We start from the raw sequence: 22150 nt of genomic DNA on the forward strand, positions 1-22150 counted from the left end.
TGCGAAGATGTTTTTAAAATATTCTTCTTATGTTCACTTCTGTTCTTGTTTATTTGTTTATATCAGACTTGACTGAAGCAGAGGCGCGACCGTCGGGGTCCGCAGCCTCGACGTGTCGGACACGAGGAATGCACGTCATGAGAGTGTGCGTTCGAGAATGTCACCCAGATCGCGGGAAAGGTTGGCCTTGCCGGCGAGCGTCCGCAGCACCGAGCCGGCCTTTTCCCGCCGGCCGCTCTCGAGATTGCGCCAGGTGCGGAACGCGGTCGCCATGCGCGCCGCGATCTGCGGGTTCCGCGCATCCAGCGCGTCGATGATTTCAGCCACCAGCTGGTAGCCGCTGCCATCGGCCGCATGGAAGCCGCGCAGGTTGCCGTTGGCAAAGGTCGCAATCAGCGACCGTGCCCGGTTCGGGTTGGCAAGCGTGAATTTCGGATGGGCCGTCAGCGCGCGGACGCGCGCCACGGAGCCCGACCCTGGCACGCGGGCCTGCAGGGCGAACCACATGTCGAGAATAAGGGCATCCGCGCCATAGGCCTTCTCGAACGCAGCCAGAGCCGCTTCGCGTTCCGGCCCCTCGCAAGGCAGCAAGGCTGTCAGCGCAGCGACGCGGTCCGTCATGTTGTTGGCCTGCTCGTACTGGCCGAGGGCGACCCGGGCGCCACCCTCCGGATCGGCCGCCACGATATAACGCAGGAGTTGCGCCCGCAGCGCCCGCCGGCCGGCACTTGTCCCGTCCGGGCTGAACGGCACCGGTTGCGACAGCGTGTCATAGGCCCGCGAGGCTGGCTCGCGCACCAGCCGGCCCATGGCGCGTCGGAGATGGTCGATGGCCAACCCGATCGCCTCCGGGTCGATCTCGGTCGCGATCTCGCGCGCCAGGTCGCCTTCCGTCGGCAGGCCGATGGCAAGGGCGGCGAAGGCCGGATCCTGCTGGCTGCCGGCGATCAGGCTCGCCACCGCCTCGGCCAGCCGGGTGCTGTCGAGCGGAGCCTTGCCCTCGCCAATGGCCCGGACGGACCGCGTGAGGAGATCGGTCGCCGCATCCTGCAGGGCCTGCCAGCGGTTGAATGGATCGACATCATGCCGGGCCAGGGTGAGAAGATCGCCCTCCTTGCGGTCGATGACGACCTTGACCGGCGCCGAAAAGCCCCGGAACAGCGAGGGAATCGGCCTCTGGGTCAGTCCGGTGAAGCTGCGGCTTCCGGTCTCGCCTTCGAGCACGAACAATTCGTCCGGCGCCAGCTCGGTGCCATCCTCGCCGATCAGCCCGAGCCGGATCGGAATGACCTGCGGATGTTTTTCGGGCTGGCCCGGGGTCGGCCGCGTTTCCTGCCGGAAATGCAGCGTGTAGCGGCCGGTCTCCGGATTGTGGTTGCTGGTCACGGTGACGACGGGCGTGCCCGCCTGATCATACCAGCGCATGAAGGGCGCAAAATCCCGGCCGGAGACATCGGCGAAGCACTGGATGAACTGCTCGACAACCGCCGCCTCGCCGTCATGGCGCTCGAAATAGAGATCCATCCCGGCCCGGAAGGCTTCCGGCCCGATCAGCAGGCGGATCATCTGGATCAGCTCGGAACCCTTGTTATAGACCGTCGCTGTGTAGAAGTTGTTGATTTCCTTGTAGGTCTGCGGGCGGACAGGGTGGGCCAGCGGCCCGGCATCCTCGACGAACTGCGCAGCGCGGAGCGTCTGGACATTGGCGATCCGCTCCACCGGCCGCGAGCGTTCATCCGAGGAGAATTCCTGATCCCGGAAAACGGTGAGCCCTTCTTTCAGGCAGAGCTGGAACCAGTCCCGGCAGGTGATCCGGTTGCCTGTCCAGTTATGGAAATACTCATGGGCAACGATCGCTTCGATATTGTGGTAATCCTGATCCGTCGCCGTTTCCGGAGAGGCCAGGATGTAGCGGTCATTGAAGATGTTGAGGCCCTTGTTCTCCATCGCGCCCATGTTGAAATCGGACACGGCGACAATGTTGAACAGGTCGAGATCATATTCCCGACCGAAGGCCTGCTCGTCCCATCGCATGGAGCGGATCAGCGCATCCATCGCATAGGCCGCGCGCTCGGCCTTGCCCTTCTCGACATAGACGTTGAGCGTGACCTTGCGGCCGGAAGGGGTGAGATGGCTCCCCGTAAAGGCATCGAGATCACCCGCGACCAGCGCGAAAAGGTAGCAGGGCTTCTTGTGGGGGTCGTCCCAGACGGCGTAATGCCGGCCGGTCCCGGTGATCTCACCGGATTCGACCGGATTGCCGTTCGAGAGCAGCAGCGGCGCCTCGGCCTTTTCGGCCTCCATCCGCACGCGCCAGGTCGACATCACGTCCGGCCGGTCAAGGAAATACGAGATCCGGCGGAAGCCATCCGCCTCGCATTGCGTGCAATAGACGCCGTTGGAGCGGTAGAGCCCCATGAGTTTGGTATTGGCGGCCGGGTTGATCTCGGTCTCGACCGTCAGGGTGAACCGGTCGCCGAGCCCGTCGATGCTCAGGCTGTCCCGCGTGGCATTGTAGGCCTGTGCGGGCACCGGCGCGCCATCCACTGCGAGGCCGGTCAATGTCAGGTCATCGCCGTCGAGAACCAGGCTGGCATCGGGGCGCCCGGCCGGGTTCCGGCGCATCGCGAGGCGGGAGGTTACCATCGTCCGCTCCGGCTGGAGCCTGAAATCGAGATCGACATGGTCGATCAGGAAATCCGGCACGCGGTAATCGGTGAGGCGGATGATGGGTGGCGTTTCGGTACGCATGGGACCCCCGGCACGTCTGCAAGAAAAAGCGGCCCGCCATTCCGGGAAGAACGACAGGACAGGGTGTCGCAGGCTAGGCTCAGTTGAGCCCGTGTCTAGCGCAATGGTGTCGCAGGGCGAGCATCGTCACGAGGGCCAGCCCGGCCGTCGCCAGCATCAGGTCGACGAGCATCGCAGCGCCCAGCCTGTCGAGCAGGAAGCCTCCGAGAATTGGCGCCACGGCCCCGGCCGCGTTCTGCGAGACGGTGATCCGGTTCAGGCGCTCGCCATAGCCCCGTGACCCGAAGATCGCCAGCGTCAGGCCCCCCCGCGCGATTGTCAACAGCCCGTTCGAGATGCCGTAGAAGACGGCGAAGGCGAGGCCAATGGGGATGCTCCCCTGGGCCTGGATGAGGAAGAGGAACGAGACCGGCAGGAACGCGGCAGAGACAAAGGCTGTCCACATGATGCTGAAGCGCGGCGCCAGCAGCGCCTCGCCCATCCGGCCCGCGACCTGGAACACGCCGACCATGCTGCCAACGAGCACCGCCGCCGTGGCGGCGAAGCCCAGGCCCTCCAGCAGGGGAAAGACCAGAAGGGACCACGAATTGAAGATCAGGCCATTCATCGCCAGCATCGCGGCGAAAAGTACGAAAGCGAGCGGAAAGGCCGCGGCGGGGATTCCGGCTTCCACCGGGTCGGCGGCTGGCACATGGGCGGTTTTGCCGGCCCTTCCGGGAAGGAGGGTGAGGTGGATCGGCAGGCAGATCGCGAGGTTCAGCCCGGCGAAGAACAGGATGATCGTCCGCCAGTCGAGGAACGACATCAGCCAGGCCGTGAAGGGCCAGAACAAGGTCGAGGCCAGCCCGCCCATGAAGGTGAGGTAGGAAATGGCGCGCCGCGCCTGCGTTCCGGACATCTGTGTCAGGGCCGTGAAGGCGGCGGAGTAGAGCGTCATCGGCGAGCCGATCCCGATGATCGCCCAGCCGAGATAATAGCTGAGCAGCCCCTTTGAGTAGGCCAGCACCACAAGACCTGTCGCCATGATCACCGTGCCGGTCGCCATGACGATCCGCGAGCCGGCCTTGTCCTGCCACCGGCCGATGCGGGGGCCTATCAGGGCCGCAGCGCCCAGGGTAAGTGATGTCCCGCCCAGAACCCAAGCGGTGGACATGCCGAGCGAGGCGCCGATCTCGCCGCTCAGCAACGACAGGAGATAATAGGTCGTTCCCCAGCCGATGATCTGGCTGACCCCAAGGCCAAGGATGGTCCGCCGCACGGCCGGCGGCATCGGCGGAGAAGAGGGCACGCGGGAAGGCCTGAAGAAAGGGCGACCCAGGATGAGTCGCGTTGAATAGAGAATGCCGCCGGAAACCGGCGGCATTCAAGACTGATCCTGAGATGGATCGATCAATATTTCTTATTGCTTGACCTTCGCCTTCAGCAGCGGGATCCAGCGGTCATTCTCCGACTTGACCAAAGCGGCAAGGGCGGCCGGCGAGGCGCCCTTCGCATCCGGCACCACGCCGCCGAGATCCTCGAGCTTCTTCTTCGTGGCCGGATCGGTAACGGCCTTGGTCAGCGCATCGCTGAGCTTGGCGACGACATCGGCCGGCGTGCCCTTCGGCGCGAACACGGCGTTCCAGGCCGAAACCTCGAAGGCCGGCAGCCCGGCTTCCTTGGTGGTCGGAACATCCGGCAGCGAGGGCGAGCGCGCCTGCGTGGCGATCGCCAGAGCCTTGATGGTGCCACCCTTGACCTGGCTGCTGACCGAGACGATCTGGTCGCACATGTAATCAACCTTGCCCGAGATCAGATCGGTCAAAGCCGGGCCGGTGCCGCGATAGGGAATCGTGTTCGGGTTGATCTTCATCATCTCGTGCAGCAGCACGCAGGTGATATGCGAAACCGAGCCCGAGCCCGCATTCGCGTTGTTGATGGTCTTCTCGTTCTTCTGGGCGTAGGCGATGAATTCCTGCAGGGTCTTGAACGGCAGGTCCTTGCGCGCGACGATCACGATCGGCGTGCCGGCAGCGAGGCCGATCGGCGCGAAATCCGTCTGAGGATTGTAGGCGATATTCGGATAGAGGCCCGGCGCCGCACCATGCGTGCCCATATGGCCCATGGCGATCGTGTAGCCATCCGGAGCCGACTTGGCCGCGCGCGTGATGCCGGTGGTGCCGCCGGCACCGGCGACATTCTCGATGATCACCGGCTGGCCGAGCGTCTTGGACATGTTCTCGCCGACAATGCGGGCCACCACATCCGTCGGGCCGCCGGCCGCGAACGGAACGATCATGGTGATCGGCTTGGTTGGATATTGCGCCTGCGCCGAGCCGGCTCCGAGCGCGAGGATCGCCCCGATAGCCGCTGCTGCGGTCAGGCCTTGGCGTTTGGTCATAGTCATCTGGTCACTCTCCCTTGGTTCCAGTCTTGGTCTTGACATCCGGCCCCTCAAGCTGGTGCAGGGGGCCGGTTTGTCCAGCATGCCCGTTGCCGCAACCATTTCCGGCTGCCGCACCGGTCTCTGTCACTCGACGAACACTTCGTCGCGCTTGCGGCGGATCGATGGCAGCAGGGCCACGATCAGCAGGATGATCGACACGATCATCAGAGTCGCCGAAATCGGGTGCTTGTCGAAATCGAAGAAGGTCATCGCATCCCCGCGCGACAGCAGCATCGCCTGCCGGAGCTTCTCTTCCATGATCTTGCCGAGCACGAAGGCGACGAGCATCGGCGCCGGTTCGAAGCCCAGCTTGAGCAGAAGATAGCCGACAAGCCCGAAGAAGGCGGTCAGCACCACATCGAAGGGCTGGTTGTTGATGGAATAGACCCCGATGGCGCAGAAGATCAGGATGGCCGGAAACAGCATCCGGTAGGGCACGCGGAGCAGACGCACCCAGAGGCCGACCATGGGCAGGTTGATGATGACGAGCATCAGGTTGCCCAGCCACATCGAGGCAATCATGCCCCAGAACAGGTCCGGCTGCTTGGTCATGATCTGCGGGCCCGGCACGATGCCGTGGATCGTCATCGCCCCGACCATGATGGCCATGACCGCATTCGGCGGGATGCCGAGCGTCAGGAGCGGGATGAACGAGGTCTGGGCCGCAGCATTGTTGGCGCTTTCGGGGCCGGCAACGCCGCAGATCGCGCCCTTGCCGAATTCCTGCGGATTCTTCGAGATCTTCTTTTCGAGCGTGTAGGCGCCGAACGCCGCCAGCACCGCGCCGCCTCCGGGCAGGATGCCAAGGACCGAACCGAGGAGGGTGCCGCGCGCCACGGCCGGCGCTGCTTCCTTCAGGTCTGCCCGTGTCGGCATGAGGTTGGTGATCTTCTGTTCGACGACATCACGGCTCTGTTTCTGCTCGAGGTTGCGCAGGATTTCCGCGAAGCCGAACACGCCCATGGCCAGCGTGACGAACTCGATCCCGTCCGCCAGGGGCAGGAGGCCGAATGTCATCCGCTGCTCGCCGGTTTCCAGGTCTGTGCCGATCGTTGACAGCAAAAGGCCGAGGAAGATCATCGTGATCGCCTTCAGCACGGAGCCGGAAGCCAGCACCACCGCGCAGACAAGGCCCAGCACCATCAGTGCGCAGTAATCTGCCGGTCCGAAGGCCTGCGCCACCTGCGTCAGCGGCTTGCCCAGCGCGGCGACGAGAAGAGTGCCGAACGTGCCCGCAACGAAGGAGCCGAGCGCAGCAATGGCCAAAGCCGCGCCGGCGCGGCCTTTCTTGGCCATCTGGTGTCCGTCGAGCGCGGTCACGACCGAGGAGGATTCCCCGGGCAGGTTGACGAGGATCGCCGTGGTCGAACCGCCATATTGCGCGCCGTAATAAATGCCGGCCAGCATGATGAGCGCGCCGGTCGGATCGAGCTTGTAGGTGATCGGCAGCAGCATCGCGATCGTGGCGATGGGGCCGATTCCTGGCAGAACCCCGATCAGGGTGCCGACAAGGGCACCGATCAGGCAGAGCATCAGGTTGGTCGGCGTCGCGGCAATCGAGAAGCCGTAAGCGAGGTTGCTGAGAAGATCCATGGACGCATTACCTCAGGAAAGTCGGCCAGAGCGGGATCGGTTGCCCCAGGGCGATCGGGAACAGCATGGCACAGAAGCCGGTGATGCCGATGGCGAAGATCAGGGCTTCCTTCCAGCGGTAGCTCTCCCGAGCCGCTGCCGTGGAGATGAGCACCATCGGGATACCCGTCATCGCGAGGCCGAAGGTGCGGATCGAGAAGGCAAAGAACAGCACCGAACCCAGAATGGCAACCGGCCCCCGGATGGAGAGCTTCTCAAGGTGCGGGCCTTCCTTCATCCAGCCGATGATCGTCACGGCAAGGCCGAGGCCGATCAGGCAATAGGCGAAGATCCGCGGTGCCGTGCCCGAGGCGAAGCCGACACGCCCCGCCGCCGGCAGGTCCTTGACCAGATACAACGCGAGCACCCCGATCAGGATCATCGCGATCCCTCCGAGTATGTCCTGTGGCGAGCGGGCCGCCTGCTGGCGGCGAGCTTCCTGACTCATTGATTTCCCCCCGAATTCGTCCGGCTCTTGCGCGAGTTTTGCAACAAGCAGGGCCAGATGCAAATGCGCTGCTAATGACTTTCGTTGGCCATGTAAAGCGTTAATATATGACCAAGATAATTTTGTATTCAACAATGAATAGGCCATATAGACCTGAAAAGAGAGCAAAAATCCTGTGTAATGTTTTCGTATTGAGATTTATACAAGACCCCGAAGAAAGGGATGAACTCGCAGAGAATGTGCCGCGCAATGCGATGCCGTGGCAATGCCATCATTTGCCACAAAATTGCCGTTTTCCGATCCTCGACGCGCTATTCCTTTATTTTGCAGCGCAGCAAAAGTCCTTTGCTCTAAACGGAATGAATAAAGCCGCATCCGAATTGCCACACCGGGCCGGTTCCGGTAGGCCGAGAGAAGGTGTTCAAGGAAAGCAGGGCGATGTTTGGCATTCCCGTCTCGGATCTGTTGCCGCTGGTCGTCGCCCTTCTCGCGGCCGGCCTGTTGACCGGCCTGCTTGCCGGCATGTTCGGCGTTGGCGGCGGCGCCGTCATCGTGCCGGTGCTTTACCAGATCTTCGGGCTGCTCAACGTGCCGGAATCGGTGCGGATGCATCTCTGCGTCGGCACCTCGCTCGCCATCATCATCCCCACCTCCATCCAGTCCTTCCGGACGCATTACGGAAAGGGCAAGGTGCTGATGGATGTGCTGCGCCTCTGGGCGGTGCCGGTCGTGCTCTCGGTCATGGCCGGCGGCGTCATCGCGGCCTATGCGCCGGCCCTCGTGCTGAAGCTGGTCTTCGTGGCGGTGGCCGGCTCGAACGCGATCAAGCTGCTGTCGGGCCGCGATGACTGGCGCATCGCGCCGGATCTGCCCGGTCCGGTCGGCATGCGGGCCTATGGTGTGCTGATCGGACTGGCCTCCTCGTTGATGGGGATCGGCGGCGGCGCCATTTCCAACATGATCCTCGCCTTGCACGGCAAGGCCATCCACAATGCGGTGGCCACGTCATCCGGCCTCGGCGTGCTGATCTCCATCCCCGGCGCGCTGGCCTATATCTGGGCGGGCTGGCCGCATCTCGCCGAATTGCCGCCGCTTTCGCTGGGCTTCGTCTCGATCCTCGGTTTTGCCCTGATTGCGCCGACCTCCACCTTCGTCGCGCCCTATGGCGCCCGGCTCGCCCATTCCATGCCGAAGCGCCGGCTGGAGATCGCCTTCGGCGTGTTCCTCCTTCTGGTGAGCCTCCGCTTCCTTTACGGCCTGGTCGCCTGAGGCGCTGCCCGCCGATGGGGGGTTGAGCTTCGCCCGGCGGGCAGTATCCTGCAGGAAGCGAGGGAGTGTCGTCGCATGCCGGAAAGCCCGCGCGGACCTGTGCCGCCGGAACAGATCGCCCGAATTTTCCAGCGGATCGATGCCCTGCGCGACGATCTCGTCGCCCTCACGCAGCGGTTGATCCGCTTCCCCACCATTAACCCGCCCGGCGATGCCTATGAGGCCTGCGCGCGGGATATCGGCGCCTGGCTCTCGGCCCGGGGCGCGGCGGTTTCCTATCTCCGCGGCGAGGGCGAGCCCGACGATACCGACCTCCATCCCCGCATCAACGTGATCGGACGCCTTGAGGCAACCGAGCCGGGGCCCTGCATCCATTTCAATGGCCATATCGATGTGGTCGAGCCCGGCCTCGGCTGGACCGTGCCGCCTTTCGAAGGGTTGGTGCGCGATGGCCGCGTCTATGGCCGCGGCGCCTGCGACATGAAGGGCGGCATCGCGGCGGCCATGATCGCCATCGAGGCGATCCTCGCCGAAGGCGCGCTTACCTGCGGCGCGATCGAGTTTTCCGGCACGGTCGACGAGGAATCCGGTGGCTTCGGCGGCGTCGGCATTCTCGCCCGGCGTGGCCTGTTCGACCGCAGCCGCGTCGACCATGTCATCATCCCCGAACCGCTGAACCCGGATCGCGTCTGCCTCGGCCATCGTGGCGTCTGGTGGGCCGAGATCGAGATGCGCGGCCAGATCGGTCATGGCGCGATGCCCTTTCTCGGTGTCTCCGCCATTCGCGGCATGGGCCATTTCCTGCGCCTGCTGGAGGAGGAATTGCTGCCCGCCCTTGGCACCCGCGTCACCCGGATGCCCTGCGTGCCGAAAGGGGCGCGGCAGGCAACGCTGAACCTCAATTCGATCCATGGCGGCCAGCCCGAACCCTTCCACGGCCTGCCGGCGCCGGTCGTGGCGGATCGCTGCCGCCTCGTGATCGACCGGCGCTACCTGATCGAGGAGGATCTCGACCAGGTCCGTGCCGAGATTGTCGGATTGCTCGACCGTGCCCGCGCCCGAGAGGCCGGGTTGGATTATTCGATCCGCGAGATCATGACCTTCGCCCCGACGATGACCGAGCCGGATGCGCCGCTGGTGCGCGAACTCGATCACTGGATCGAGGTCCTGTTCGGCCGCCCGGCGGAACATGTGGCCTCCCCCGGCACCTATGACCAGAAGCATATCACGCGCTTCGGCTCGGTGCGCGATTGCGTCGCCTATGGGCCGGGCATTCTCGATCTGGCCCACCAGCCGGATGAATGGGTGGGTATCGACGATATGGTCATCTCCGCCAAGGTGATGGCGGCGACCACCCTGTGTTTGTTGCACAACCGGGGGAATCCGGCCTAGATTCCCGAAAGAGCACCCGAAAGGGCAGGGGAGTGACGATGATGAAACCCATTCGCCGGCTGGCCGGACCCGCAATCCTCGCCCTCGGGCTTGCCCATTTGGCCCTTCCGGCCGCAGCCCAGCCGCGCGATGCGCTGACCCTGTGCCAGACGCTCGAGCCGCCGATCCTTGATCCCTCGGGCGGTGCCGCTGCGGCCATCCGCGAGGTCACCTACGGCAATATCTTCGAGGGGCTCGTCGCCTATGACCGCAACGGCAAAGTGGTGCCGGCGCTCGCGCGGGAATGGTCCACCAGCGTCGACGGCCTCGTCTGGCAGTTCCGCCTGCGCCCGGCACGGTTCCATGATGGCAGCGCCGTGACCGCGGCCGATGTGAAATTCTCCTTCGAACGTGCCGTTGCGCCGGATTCGAAGAATGCCCAGAAATGGATCTTCGAGCCGATTGCCGCCATCGCGACGCCGGCGCCCGATCTCGTCGAGATCACATTGAAGAGCTTCACGGCTGATTTCCTCGACGGTCTCGCCATGGGCGATGCGACGATCTTTTCGGCAGCCTCGGTTGGCAAGGCCGCCACCGAACCGGTCGGCACCGGCCCTTACCGCTTCGTGCGCTGGCAGCGCGGCGACCGGCTGCTGCTGGAGCGCAATGACAACTGGTGGGGGCCGAAGCCGGCACTGAAATCCGCGACCTTCCGCTTTATTTCTGATCCGCAGGCGCAGGTTTCGGCCCTGCTCGCCGGCGATTGCGACGCCCATACCAATCTCGGCGCACATGAGGCTGTCGCCCAGCTCCGCGCGGATCCGCGCCTCGCCGTTACAATCGGCCGGACCGAAGGCGAGACCATCGTCGCGATCAACAATGCCAAGGCGCCCTTCTCGGATGTTCGCGTCCGGCAGGCCATGGCGATGGCGGTGGATCGCCGCCTCGTCAACGAGGGCGCGGTATCCGGGCTCGGCACGCCGATCGGCAGCCATTTCTCGCCCAATCATCCGGCCTATCTCGACCTCACGGCCGAGCGTCCGGTCGATCTCGCCAAGGCGAAGGCCCTGCTGGCCGCTGCCGGCTATCCCAACGGTTTCGCCGCCACGCTCCGCCTGCCGCCGCCGGCCTATGCCCGGCGGAGCGGCGAGATCATCGCGGCGATGCTGGGGCAGATCGGCATCCGCGCCACGATCGAGCCGCTGGAATGGCCGCAATGGCTCGAGCGTGTCTTCCGTAACAAGGATTTCGACATGACGATCGTCGCGCATGTCGAGCCGCTGGACGTGAATATCTACGCGCGGGACACCTATTACTTTGGCTACCAGTCGCCAGCGGTGAAGGAGGCTTATGCCCGCACCAAGACCGCGCGCACCGAGCCGGAGCGGCTCGAGGCTTTCCGGGCGATCCAGCGGCAGATCACCGAGGATCAGGTCAACCTGTTCCTCTTCATGCTGCCGAAGATCACTGTGGCGCGGAAGGGCCTGACCGGCCTCTGGCCGAACTGGCCGGTTCCCGCCAATCCGCTGGCTGAACTCCGCTGGGAATAGCTCTGCAACAGGGCCCGGCGGCATGGTTTTGTTCCTGATCAAGCGGCTCGTCGGGCTTGTCCTGACGCTGCTTTTTGCTGCTCTGGTGATCTTCCTCGTGCTGGAAATCCTGCCGGGGGATCCGGCCGCCATGATGATGGGCGTCAGCGCCACGCCCGAATCTGTCGCTGCGCTGCGGGCTGAGCTCGGTCTTGACCGGCCGGCGGCAGCGCGCTTCCTCGAATGGCTGGGTGGCTTCTTCACCGGCCAACTCGGCCTGTCCTACACCTATCGCGTGCCGGTGGCCGGCCTGATCGCCGAGCGGCTCGCCGTCACCGTGCCCCTCTCGCTGCTGGCGCTCGGTCTTGCCGTCGCCTTCGGTGTCACGCTGGGGACGCTCGCGGCGGCGCATGCCCATCGCCGAGCGGACCTGATCATCATGGGGATGACGCAGCTCGGCCTCGCCATTCCGAATTTCTGGTTCGGCATCCTGCTCGTCCTTGTCTTCGCCATCGGGTTGGGCTGGCTCCCGGCCGGCGGCTTCCCGGGCTGGGCGGCCGACCCGATGCTCGCCTCCCGCGCGCTGCTCCTGCCGGCCATCGCGCTGGCCCTGCCACAGGCGGCGAGTCTGGCGCGGATCACCCGCTCGACCATGCTGGAAACGCTGTCGGAGGATTATATCCGCACCGCCCGCGCCAAGGGCCTGTCGCGCAGCCAGACGATCCGCCGCCATGCCCTGCGCAACGCACTCATTCCGGTGCTGACGATCCTCGGCCTGCAGTTTTCCTTCCTGCTCGCCGGAACCATCGTTGTGGAAAACGTGTTCGCCCTGCCGGGCCTGGGCCGCCTGCTGATCCAGGCGATCGGCGGGCATGACCTGATCCTGATCAAGAGCCTCGTCCTGTTCTATGTCGCTACCGCTATTCTGGTGAATGGCGCAGTCGATCTTGCTTATGGCCTTGCAGATCCGCGGTTGCGGGTGGGCCGCGCATGAACCCGGCCTGGCGGCATCCCTCTTTCGGTGTCGGCGCGGTGCTGATGGCCCTTGTCGTCGGCGCGGCCCTTCTCTCGCTGGTCTGGACCCCGCATGACCCGACGGTGATGCGGATCATGGCGCGGCTGAGACCTCCCTCCGCCGAACATTGGCTGGGCACGGACCAGTTCGGCCGCGACATCGCCTCGATGGTGCTGGTCGGCGCCCGCAATGCGCTGCTGGTCGGGCTCGTTGCCGTGGGGATCGGGCTTGTCTTCGGCGTCGCGCTCGGGATGCTGGCCGCGCTTTATCGCGGCCGGCTGCTCGACGAGGCGGTGATGCGGGGCCTCGATTTCGTTTTCGCCTTCCCGGCGGTGTTGACGGCGATCCTTATCCTGACCTGGTTCGGGCCGGGCCTGGTCAATGCCGTCATCGCGATCGGCATCTTCAACATTCCCGTCTTCGCGCGGCAGGCACGCGGTGCCACACTTCAGGTTCTCGCACAGGATTACATCCGCGCTGCCCGTCTGGCCGGGCTGAGCCGCATGGCCGTGATGCTGCGCCATATCCTGCCGAACATCACCGGCCTGATGATCGTCCAGGGCTCGACGCAATTCGCCTTCGCCATCCTGGCCGAGGCTTCGCTGTCCTATCTCGGGATCGGCACCCAGCCGCCGAACCCGTCCTGGGGCCGGATGCTCAACGACGCCCAGACCTATCTCGGCACGGCACCGCATCTGGCGATCGTGCCCGGCATCGCCATCGCCATCACCGTCCTGGCCTTCAACCTGCTCGGCGATGGGCTGCGCGATCTCCTTGATCCGCGCATGAAGGAACGCTGAGATGCTGAGCCTGCGCGATCTCTCCGTCAGCTTCCGCGGCCGGCCTGTTCTCCGGAACCTCTCGCTCGATCTCGCCCCCGGGGAGACGTTGGGCCTTGTCGGGGAATCCGGTTCGGGCAAGTCCATGACCGCGCTCGCCCTGATGGGCCTGCTTCCGCCGGGCTTTGTCGCTTCGGGCAGCATCCGCCTTGACGGTAACGAATTGCTCGGCCTTGCCGATGCCGATCTGTGCCGCCTGCGCGGCCGCGCGATGGCGATGATCTTCCAGGAGCCGATGACCGCGCTGAACCCGGTCCTCAGCGTCGGGGCGCAGATCGCGGAGGGGCTTGTCCTGCATGGCCTGATGGCGCCGCGCGCCGCGCGCGAGGAAGCCATCCGGCTGATGGAGCGGGTTGGCCTGCCGGATCCGGCGCGAAGGGCGCGCTCCTACCCGCATGAACTCTCCGGCGGGCAGCGCCAGCGGGCAATGATCGCCATGGCAATTGCCTGCCGCCCGGCCCTCCTGATCGCCGATGAGCCGACCTCGGCGCTCGATGTCTCGCTGCAGGTCGAGATCCTCGCTCTGCTGCGCGAGATCCGGGACGAGACCGGCATGGCGATGATCTTCATCAGCCATGATCTCTCGGTCATCCATGCCATGGCTGACCGCGCCCTTGTGCTCTATGGCGGGCTCGCCATGGAAACCGGCCCGACCCGCCATGTGATCGGCCGACCCTCCCATCCCTATACCCAGGGCCTCATCGCCGCGATCCCGCGTGGAAGCGCCCATACCGAGCGCCTCCGGCCGATCCCCGGGCAGGTGCCCGATCTTTCCCGCCTGCCACCGGGCTGCCCCTTTGCCGGGCGATGCGATCTCGGCGATGCGCGCTGCGCCGAAACGCTGCCGCCGCTGCGCACGGGGCTGACCGCGCTCCATTGCCACCACGCGGAGCTAGCCCCCGCATGACCCCGGTTCTCGAGGCTGTCCATCTCCATCAGGCCTACCCGCTGCCACGGCAAGGGCTGTTCGAACGCCGGAAGCGGATCCATGCCGTGCGCGATGTCTCGTTCCGGGTGGAGGAGGGGCAGACATTGGGCATTGTCGGGGAATCCGGCTCCGGCAAGTCCACCCTCGCGCGGCTGCTCGTGGCACTTGAAAAGCCGCGCTCCGGCGAAGTGCTGTTCCGTGGCGAGCAGATCTCCGGTCTGCCCGAAAGGAGCATCCGCCCGGTCCGCCCGCTGATGCAGATGATCTTCCAGGATCCGTTCGGCTCGCTCGATCCGCGGATGCGCATCGGCGAGAGCATCGCCGAACCGCTGGGCGTTGCCGAGCCCTGGCTCGACGCCGGGGAACGCGCCGGGCGAGTGGCCGCCATGCTCGAAAGGGTCGGCCTGCAGCCGGATATGGTCGCGCGCTATCCGCACCAGTTCTCGGGCGGGCAACGCCAGCGCATCGCCATCGCACGGGCCCTCATCACAAGGCCGGCCCTGCTGGTGGCGGACGAGCCGGTTTCCGCGCTCGATGTCTCGGTGCAGGCGCAGATCCTGAACCTGCTCTTCGACCTCAAGCTGGAATTCGGCCTGTCCATGGTGGTGATCAGCCATGACCTCGCGGTCATCCGTTATCTCTGCGACATGGTCATCGTGATGGAGGGCGGCCGTGTCGTCGAGCAGGCAACGACCGCCCGACTTTTTGCGGCCCCGCAGGCGGAGTATACCCGCGCGCTGATGGCGGCTATGCCGCTTCTGCCCGATGCGGAAGGCGATCCGGCAGGGGCTCGACCCAATCCGGGCGAGCAAGAGCAAAATGCGTCTGTTGGCGGCTCGCCCGCGCAGCTTCGGGAGCCGGACATCGCCCTCAATGCGGGGCGAGGGCGAGCCGGACCTGACGGATGACCACCAGCAGCGCGAAGAGCAGCGATTGTACCACCACGATCATCGGCCCGGTCGCCGCATCGAGATGGAAAGAGAGCAGCGTGCCGATGAGGGAGGATCCTGTCGCCGCCAGCACAGCCACCACCATCATCGGGCCGAAGCGGCGGGTGACGATCAGCCCGATCGCGCCGGGGGCGATCAGCATGGCGATGACAAGGATGATCCCCACGGCCTTGAGCGACGCGACGATCGTCAGCGCCAGCAGCACCAGCAGCCCGTAATGCAGGAAACCGACCTGGAGGCCGATCGCCCGGGCATGGGCGGGGTCGAAGCAATAGAGCATCAGGTCGCGCCGGCGGACGAGCAGGAAGGCGATGGCCGGCAGCGCGATCAGCGCCGTCTCGGCCACGTCGCGGAGCTGCACGCCGAGCATGTTGCCGAACAGGATATGATTGAGATGCTGGTCCGTCTCCACCTTGACGAACAGCACCAGCCCCAGCGCGAACAGGCCGGAAAAGACAATGCCCATCACGGCATCCTCCCGGACCCGGCTATGCGCCTGCAGATAGCCGGTCGCCAGGGCACAGCCGAGCCCGGCCGCGAAGGCGCCGAGCGCCAGCGGCAGCCCGGCCACGAAGGCGAGCACGATGCCCGGCAGCACGGCATGGGACACGGCATCGCCCATGAGCGACCAGCCCTTCAGCACGAGATAGCAGGAGAGCATCGCGCAGATCATGCCGACCAGCAAAGCCACGACGAGGCCGCGCTGCATGAAATCATGCGCCAGCGGCTGCGTGATGAAACCCAGCACGGCGTTCACAGGGCCGCCTCCTGCGCACGGGCAGCCCGGCGCGCAGCAAGCCGGCCATGCTTAGGCGCGAAGACGAAGGCCAGCAGGAAAAGCAGGGTTTGCAGCAGCACGATCAGCCCGCCGGTGGCCCCGTCGAGGAAATAGCTGAGATAGGCGCCGCCCGCGCCGGTGCCGGCGCCGAGCACCATGGCGATGCCGATCATCCGGCCGAACCGGTCTGTCAGGAGATAGGCTGTTGCGCCCGGCGTCACCACCATGGCGATGACGAGGATCGCGCCCACCGTCTGCAGGGCGGCGACGGTGCAGGCGCTGAGCAGCACGAAGAAGAGCAGCTTGAGTCGCTCCGGATTGAGCCCGATCGACCGGGCATGGCTCTCGTCGAAAAAGGCGAGCAGCAGGTCCTTCCAGCGCGCCGCGAGCACCGCGAGCGAGACGCCTGCAATCGCCACGACCTGCCAGACATCCTCGTCGGCAATGGCGAGGATGTTGCCGAGAATGATCGATTGCACATTCACCGCCGTCGGGTTGATCGAGACGATCAGCAGCCCGGCCGCGAAGAAACTGGTGAAGATCAGCCCGATCACCGTATCCTCGCGCAGGAAGGTGATCTTCTTCACCAGTGCGATGGCGAGGGCGGCCAGCAGCCCGGAGGTGAAGGCCCCGGCCGCATAGGGCAGGCCGGCGAGATAGGCCACGGCCACACCGGGCACCACGGCATGGGCCAGCGCATCGCCCATCAGCGCCCAGCCTTTCAGGATCAGGTAGCAGGACAGGAAGGCGCAGACCGCCCCGACCAGCGCGCTGACCCAGATGGCGCGCACCATGTATTGATAGCCGAACGGTTCGAGCAGCCAGTCGATCATGCCTTGGGCCGATCCGGCGCCACCAGCTTCTCGCGGTCGCGCTCGCCATAGAGAACCAGCGGCCGCTCGTCATCGGTCAGCACGGTGACGCGGCGTGCATCGGCATCGTCATGCAGATCCGAGCCGTCGATCCGCACATGCCGCAGCACGCCGCCGAAGGCCCGGATGAGGTTGGCCTCGGTGAAGGTCGTCTCGATCGGCCCGGCAGCGATGACCGTTCGGTTGAACAGGATCACGTGGTCGCAGAAATCCGGGATGGAGCCGAGATTATGCGTCGAGACGAGAATGAGCCTGCCCTCGTCGCGCATGGCGCGCAGCAGGTCGATGATCGCCGTCTCGGTTCGGGCATCGACACCGGTAAACGGCTCGTCGAGCAGGATGATCTGCCCGCCTTGCGCCAGCGCCCGGGCGAGGAAGACGCGCTTTTTCTGCCCGCCCGAGAGTTCCCCGATCTGCCGGTGCCGCAGCGCCGACATGCCGACGCGCTCGAGCGCGGCATCAACCGCCGCACGATCGGCCTTCGAGGCGAGGCGCAGCAGGCCCATATGGCCATAGCGCCCCATCATCACCACATCCTCGACAAGGACGGGGAAGTTCCAGTCGACATCCTCGCTCTGCGGCACATAGGCGACGAGGCCCTGCTTGAGCGCATCCGCCACTTTCTGTCCGGCAATCGAGACCGCGCCCTTGGCGGGGGCCAGAAAGCCCATCAGCGTCTTGAACAGGGTCGACTTTCCCGAGCCATTCACCCCCACCAGCGCGCAGATCGAGGCCGGAAAAAGCCGGAAACTGGCATCATCGATGGCGGTGACACCATTGGCATAGCGCACCGAAACGCCATCCACCATGATGGCCGGCCTGTCACCGGGAAGGCGGCTCGGGTTCATGCGCGTTCCGGGCGCGGGGCAGCGCGGTGTCTCATGTGCCAAATCCCTTCGCGATGGTTTCCACCGTGGTCTCGAGCAGCTTCAGATAGGTCGGCACCGGGCCGCGGGCATCGCTGAGCGAATCAACATAGAGCACGCCGCCGTATCGGGCACCGGTCTCGCGGGCGACCTGGCGGGCCGGCTTGTCGGACACCGTGCTTTCCGAGAAAACGACCGGCACCTTGTTCTTGCGGACAAGGTCGATCAGCCGCCTGACCTGCTGTGGCGTGCCCTGCTCGTCGGCATTGATCGGCCAGAGATAGGCCTCGCGGAAGCCGAAATCCCGCGTGAGATAGCTGAAGGCGCCTTCGCTCGTCACCAGCCAGCGCTGCGCTTCGGGCACCCTGCCGAGGCGGGCCCGCAACGGCGCCTCGATCGCGCGGATCTGGGCCGAATAGGCCTCCGCGTTGCGGGCATAGGTCTCGGCATTGGCCGGATCGGCCTTGGCGAGCGCCTTGCGGATGTTCTCGACATAGGCCAGCCCGGAGGAAGGCGACATCCAGGCATGCGGATTGGGCCTGTCGGAATAGGGGCCCTCGCGGATTGGCAGGGGCGTGATCCCCTCCGTCACCACGGCGCTGGGAACCTCCTTCACATTGACGAAGAACTTCTCGAACCAGCGCTCGAGATTCATGCCGTTCCACAGCACCAGGTCGGCCGATTGCGCCTTCACCACATCGAGCGGCGTCGGCTGGTAATCATGGATCTCGGCCCCCGGGCGCGTCACGGATTCGACGATCGCGGCCGTTCCCGCGACATTCTGCGCCATGTCCTGGATGATGGTGAAGGTCGTGACCACGCGGAGCGGCTTTCCGGCGGGCCGGGCGGCCTGCGCGCGGAGCGCGGGGATGGGAAGGGCCAGGCCAAGGCCGACAGCCAGCATCAGGCGGCGCGAGGGAAGGGAAGCGAAATCAGGCATCGGGTAAACCTCTGTCAGGTTTCAGATCTTCTGATCCGACGCTATTGCGAATGAAATGCATCTGTCAATCGCTTCTGCAAACTATTTGCAATAAGAAGGGGCAGGCTCGTAGCTCCGTCATCGGGCAGGATTTAATTTGACTCCGCCGATCAGATTATCCTAAGTCTATGAAAGAAATACAGTTTTGAAACGTTCTAAAGAGCGCGAGTCTCATGGTGACGCCCCTTTCCGTTCCGAAGTCGCTTTCCCGTGAGATTGAAGCGACGCAAATGCCGCAGCCCATGCAGGTGCTTGCCGGGCAGAAGGGCTGCCCCGTCGCGGCGATCCGGGAACGGCTGAAGGCAGCTGGCCTCCGCCCCACGCGCCAGCGGATGATTCTCGGTTGGCTGCTTTTTGCAGGCGGTGACCGCCACATCACGGCCGAGACGCTGTTCGGCGAGGTCAACCGCGTGCGCGGCCATCTGTCGCTGGCCACGGTCTACAACACGCTCAACCAGTTCCGGGATTCCGGCCTCATCCGGCAGGTGCCGACCGGTGGCACGCGGGCCGTTTACGACACCAATACCGGCGATCATCACCACTATCTCGTCGAGAGCGACGGCACGATCATGGACCTGCCGGATGATGCCGTGTCGCTGGCCGTCCGCCCGCAGGCGCCCGAGGGCTATCGGATTGTCGGCGTCGATGTGGTGGTCCGGCTCGAGAAAATCGCGCCGCAGGGCTGACCCCGACGAAAGAAGCATGGCCCTTCCGCGCATGCCCCCCTTACGCCGATTGCAGGCTCCGGGGGATTTCCCGCGCGAATCCATTTGATTAGACAAAGGCCAGTCCTTAGCCTGCCGCAGGAATGGGTTGGCCGGTCCTGACCCGGCGCAAGGACAAGGCCTGAACGGCCGGGGAAAGACCAATGAGAAACACGATCACCTGTATCGATGACTTGAAGCGCCTCGCGCAGCGCCGCGTGCCCCGCATGTTTTATGATTACGCGGATTCCGGTGCCTGGACCGAAGGCACCTACCGGGCGAACGAGAGCGATTTCCACCGGATCAAGCTGCGCCAGCGCGTCGCGGTCGACATGCGGAACCGCACGCTCGAATCCGAGATGGTCGGCCAGAAGGTCGCGATGCCGGTGGCGCTCGCCCCGACCGGCCTGACCGGGATGCAGCATGCCGATGGCGAGATCCTCGCCGCCCGCGCCGCCGCCAAGTTCGGTGTGCCGTTCACGCTTTCCACGATGAGCATCTGCTCGATCGAGGATGTGGCCGCCAATTCGCCGGCGCCGTTCTGGTTCCAGCTCTATGTGATGCGCGACCGCGACTTTGCCGGCCGGCTGATCGACCGGGCCAAGGCGGCGGGCTGCTCGGCCCTCGTGCTGACGCTCGACCTGCAGATCCTCGGCCAGCGCCACAAGGATGTGCGCAATGGCCTCTCGGCGCCGCCGCGCCTGACCCTGCCGAACATTATCAACATGGCCACCAAGCCCGGCTGGTGTCTCGGCATGCTGGGCACCAAGCGCCGGACCTTCGGCAATATTGTCGGCCATGCCAAGGGCGTTTCCGATATGAGCCAGCTCGCCTCCTGGACGAACGAACAGTTCGACCCGGCCCTGAGCTGGGACGATGTGGCGTGGATCAAGGAACGGTGGGGCGGCAAGCTGATCCTCAAGGGCATTCTCGATGCCGAGGATGCCAAGATGGCCGCAAAGACCGGCGCCGATGCGATCATCGTTTCGAACCATGGCGGCCGGCAGCTCGACGGCGCGCTCTCCTCGATCGCCATGCTGCCGCGGATCGTCGATGCGGTGGGTGACCAGGTCGAGGTCCATATCGATGGCGGGATCCGCTCCGGCCAGGATGTGCTGAAATCGATCGCGCTCGGCGCGAAGGGCACCTATATCGGCCGCGCCTTCCTTTACGGGCTTGGGGCCGGCGGCGAGGCCGGGGTAACCAAGGCGCTCGAGGTCATCCGGAAGGAACTCGATATCACCATGGCCCTGTGCGGCCATCGCGATATCCGCAACATCCGGCATGACATGAACGACACGATCATCGCCGAGAATCCCTTCGCGACCCGCAAGGGGATGTGAGGCGGGAACCGTAGCGACGCCATCCGGCGGGGGTGCTCAGGCGGTCGCCGCCGGAGCCCTCCGCCGTGTGACCGCGACCAGCGCCCGGCACCGTGCATCCGGATCGCGCGCTTTCACGATATCCGAGATGATGGCGATGCTGTCGGCCCCGGCATCGAGGCAGGCCCGTGCCGTTTCCAGCGTGATGCCGCCGATCGCCACCAGCGGCGGCGGTCTCTGGCCTTCCGGCAGGGCGGCGGCGATGGCTGCTTTCCATTCACCGATCCGGGCCACGCCCTGCGGGGCGAAGCGCAAGGCCTTCACCGTGGTCGGGAAGATCGGCCCGAGGGCGATGTAATCCGGCTGTACGGAAAGCGCCCGGGCCAGTTCCTGCCCGTCATGGGTGGAGACACCGAGCCGGATGCCGCGGGCCCGGAGGGCGGCGAGATCCGCGCCATCCAGATCCTCCTGGCCGAGATGCACCCAGCGGGCGTCTTCGTCGAGTGCCAGTTGCCAGTGATCATTGATGACCAGCGTGACTCCCGCCTGCTTTGCCATGGCCACAGCCGCCCGGATTGCCACGCGCAGCTCGGCCTCGGGTCGGTCCTTCATGCGGAGCTGGATCAGGCGGGTACCGGCGCGGCCAAGCCGGCCGATCCAGTCCGGATGGTCGATGATGGGGTAGAGCGGATCGATCATCATCCGAAAGCAGCCTTTCCTTCTTCGGGCGTCGAGGCCCGCGCGGCATGCCGGGGTGCCACGAGACCGGCCTCGAAAGCAAGCCGCCCTGCCTCGACCGCCGAGGCAAAGGCGAGCGCCATGCGCAGCGGATCACCGGATTCCGCCACGGCCGTATTGAGCAGTACCGCGTCGAAGCCAAGTTCCATCGCCTCCGCCGCATGGGAGGGCCGCCCGAGCCCGGCATCGAGGATCATCGGCACCGCCGGGAAGGCCTCGCGCAGCCGCACCAGCCCCGTCCGGTTCTCGAGCCCGCGACCACTGCCGATCGGTGCGGCCCAGGGCATCAGCACCCGGCAGCCCGCCCGGAGCAGCCTTTCGGCGATCGCCAGATCCTCGGTCATGTAGGGAAACACCTCGAACCCTTCCCGGACGAGGATTTCCGCCGCCTCGACCAGCCCGACGCCATCCGGGTCCAGCCAGCGGCGCGAGCCGATCACCTCCAGCTTGATCCGGGAGGTGCCGAACATCTCGCGGGCCAGCCGGGCAGTCGTGATCGCCTCCTGCACCGTATGGCAGCCGGCGGTGTTCGGCAGGAGCGGGATCGCCAGCACCTCCAGCATATCGGCGAAGCCGCGCACCGGGATGGGGCCTGGGGTCGGCCGCCGGACCGCGACGGTGATCATCCCCGGACGCGCGGTGATCAGGGTCTTGGACAGCAGGTCGATCGAGGGAAAGCGTGCGGTCCCGAGGAAGAGCCGTGACGCGAGGGTTTCGCCCAGCAGGGTCAGCAT

20 protein-coding genes are annotated in these 22150 nt (G+C 65.4%); 9 read left to right on the top strand and 11 right to left on the bottom strand.

Features of this window, described 5'->3' with window-relative positions:
- Positions 1-135 precede the first annotated feature (135 nt).
- The 5 genes from pepN to P0652_RS09975 form a co-directional block, all read right to left on the bottom strand.
- On the bottom strand, positions 136-2751 hold the full coding sequence (pepN, locus tag P0652_RS09955; protein ID WP_284178665.1) for an aminopeptidase N: 2616 nt from the start codon (positions 2749-2751) through the stop codon (positions 136-138).
- Positions 2752-2830: 79 nt separating this feature from the next.
- The gene (locus P0652_RS09960) at positions 2831-4114 is read right to left on the bottom strand and encodes an MFS transporter (protein ID WP_284178666.1); all 1284 of its coding nucleotides are present in this window, start codon (positions 4112-4114) and stop codon (positions 2831-2833) included.
- A gap of 36 nt (positions 4115-4150) precedes the next feature.
- On the bottom strand, positions 4151-5137 hold the full coding sequence (locus tag P0652_RS09965) for a tripartite tricarboxylate transporter substrate-binding protein (RefSeq protein WP_284178667.1): 987 nt from the start codon (positions 5135-5137) through the stop codon (positions 4151-4153).
- A 123-nt stretch (positions 5138-5260) separates the two neighbouring features.
- Positions 5261-6769 (bottom strand): tripartite tricarboxylate transporter permease, encoded by a 1509-nt coding sequence (locus P0652_RS09970; protein WP_284178668.1) that lies wholly within the window; start codon positions 6767-6769, stop codon positions 5261-5263.
- A gap of 7 nt (positions 6770-6776) precedes the next feature.
- Complete coding sequence (locus tag P0652_RS09975) at positions 6777-7256, bottom strand: tripartite tricarboxylate transporter TctB family protein (RefSeq protein WP_284178669.1); 480 nt, start codon at positions 7254-7256, stop codon at positions 6777-6779.
- A 438-nt stretch (positions 7257-7694) separates the two neighbouring features.
- Between P0652_RS09975 and P0652_RS09980 the strand changes: the two genes are divergently transcribed.
- The 7 genes from P0652_RS09980 to P0652_RS10010 all read left to right on the top strand — a co-directional run bounded on the left by P0652_RS09980 (position 7695) and on the right by P0652_RS10010 (position 15115).
- Positions 7695-8525 (top strand): sulfite exporter TauE/SafE family protein, encoded by an 831-nt coding sequence (locus P0652_RS09980; RefSeq protein WP_284178670.1) that lies wholly within the window; start codon positions 7695-7697, stop codon positions 8523-8525.
- 75 nt (positions 8526-8600) lie between these two features.
- Positions 8601-9917, top strand: coding sequence for an acetylornithine deacetylase/succinyl-diaminopimelate desuccinylase family protein (locus P0652_RS09985; RefSeq protein WP_284178671.1), 1317 nt, complete (start codon positions 8601-8603; stop codon positions 9915-9917).
- Between the two features lie 38 nt (positions 9918-9955).
- Positions 9956-11446, top strand: a complete 1491-nt coding sequence (locus tag P0652_RS09990) for an ABC transporter substrate-binding protein (protein WP_284178672.1) — start codon at positions 9956-9958, stop codon at positions 11444-11446.
- 22 nt (positions 11447-11468) lie between these two features.
- Positions 11469-12419, top strand: a complete 951-nt coding sequence (locus P0652_RS09995) for an ABC transporter permease (RefSeq protein ID WP_284178673.1) — start codon at positions 11469-11471, stop codon at positions 12417-12419.
- A complete protein-coding gene (locus P0652_RS10000) occupies positions 12416-13240 on the top strand; it encodes an ABC transporter permease (RefSeq protein WP_284178674.1) in 825 nt (274 codons plus the stop codon). Before P0652_RS09995 ends, P0652_RS10000 begins: the two co-directional genes overlap by 4 nt.
- Position 13241: 1 nt before the next feature.
- A complete protein-coding gene (locus P0652_RS10005; RefSeq protein WP_284178675.1) occupies positions 13242-14186 on the top strand; it encodes an ABC transporter ATP-binding protein in 945 nt (314 codons plus the stop codon).
- Positions 14183-15115, top strand: a complete 933-nt coding sequence (locus tag P0652_RS10010; RefSeq protein WP_284178676.1) for an ATP-binding cassette domain-containing protein — start codon at positions 14183-14185, stop codon at positions 15113-15115. Before P0652_RS10005 ends, P0652_RS10010 begins: the two co-directional genes overlap by 4 nt.
- Here the strand turns inward: P0652_RS10010 and P0652_RS10015 are convergent.
- Genes P0652_RS10015 through P0652_RS10030 form a run of 4 tightly spaced genes read right to left on the bottom strand, consistent with a single transcriptional unit; the run spans position 15078 to position 18613 of the window.
- The gene (locus tag P0652_RS10015) at positions 15078-15866 is read right to left on the bottom strand and encodes a metal ABC transporter permease (RefSeq protein WP_502947517.1); all 789 of its coding nucleotides are present in this window, start codon (positions 15864-15866) and stop codon (positions 15078-15080) included. The two genes, P0652_RS10010 and P0652_RS10015, sit on opposite strands and share 38 nt — an antisense overlap.
- A 44-nt stretch (positions 15867-15910) precedes the next feature.
- A complete protein-coding gene (locus P0652_RS10020; protein WP_284178678.1) occupies positions 15911-16768 on the bottom strand; it encodes a metal ABC transporter permease in 858 nt (285 codons plus the stop codon).
- Positions 16765-17655 (bottom strand): manganese/iron ABC transporter ATP-binding protein, encoded by an 891-nt coding sequence (locus P0652_RS10025; RefSeq protein ID WP_284178679.1) that lies wholly within the window; start codon positions 17653-17655, stop codon positions 16765-16767. Before P0652_RS10025 ends, P0652_RS10020 begins: the two co-directional genes overlap by 4 nt.
- 31 nt (positions 17656-17686) lie before the next feature.
- Positions 17687-18613, bottom strand: coding sequence for a metal ABC transporter substrate-binding protein (locus tag P0652_RS10030; protein ID WP_284178680.1), 927 nt, complete (start codon positions 18611-18613; stop codon positions 17687-17689).
- Between the two features lie 212 nt (positions 18614-18825).
- On the opposite strand from P0652_RS10030, the gene irrA reads away from it, so the two are divergent.
- Both irrA and P0652_RS10040 read left to right on the top strand, forming a co-directional pair.
- A complete protein-coding gene (gene irrA, locus P0652_RS10035) occupies positions 18826-19338 on the top strand; it encodes an iron response transcriptional regulator IrrA (protein ID WP_284178681.1) in 513 nt (170 codons plus the stop codon).
- A gap of 182 nt (positions 19339-19520) precedes the next feature.
- Positions 19521-20699, top strand: a complete 1179-nt coding sequence (locus P0652_RS10040) for an alpha-hydroxy acid oxidase (protein ID WP_284178682.1) — start codon at positions 19521-19523, stop codon at positions 20697-20699.
- Positions 20700-20735: 36 nt separating this feature from the next.
- Here P0652_RS10040 and P0652_RS10045 read toward each other — a convergent pair whose 3' ends face one another.
- Positions 20736-21380 (bottom strand): thiamine phosphate synthase, encoded by a 645-nt coding sequence (locus tag P0652_RS10045; protein ID WP_284178683.1) that lies wholly within the window; start codon positions 21378-21380, stop codon positions 20736-20738.
- Entirely contained in the window at positions 21377-22150 is a 774-nt protein-coding gene (locus P0652_RS10050; protein ID WP_284178684.1) for a thiazole synthase, read from the bottom strand. The genes P0652_RS10045 and P0652_RS10050 overlap by 4 nt, the downstream gene beginning before the upstream one ends.

The organism is Rhabdaerophilum sp. SD176 (assembly GCF_030143245.1).
In the GTDB taxonomy this organism is placed as follows: Bacteria; Pseudomonadota; Alphaproteobacteria; order Rhizobiales; family Beijerinckiaceae; genus Rhabdaerophilum.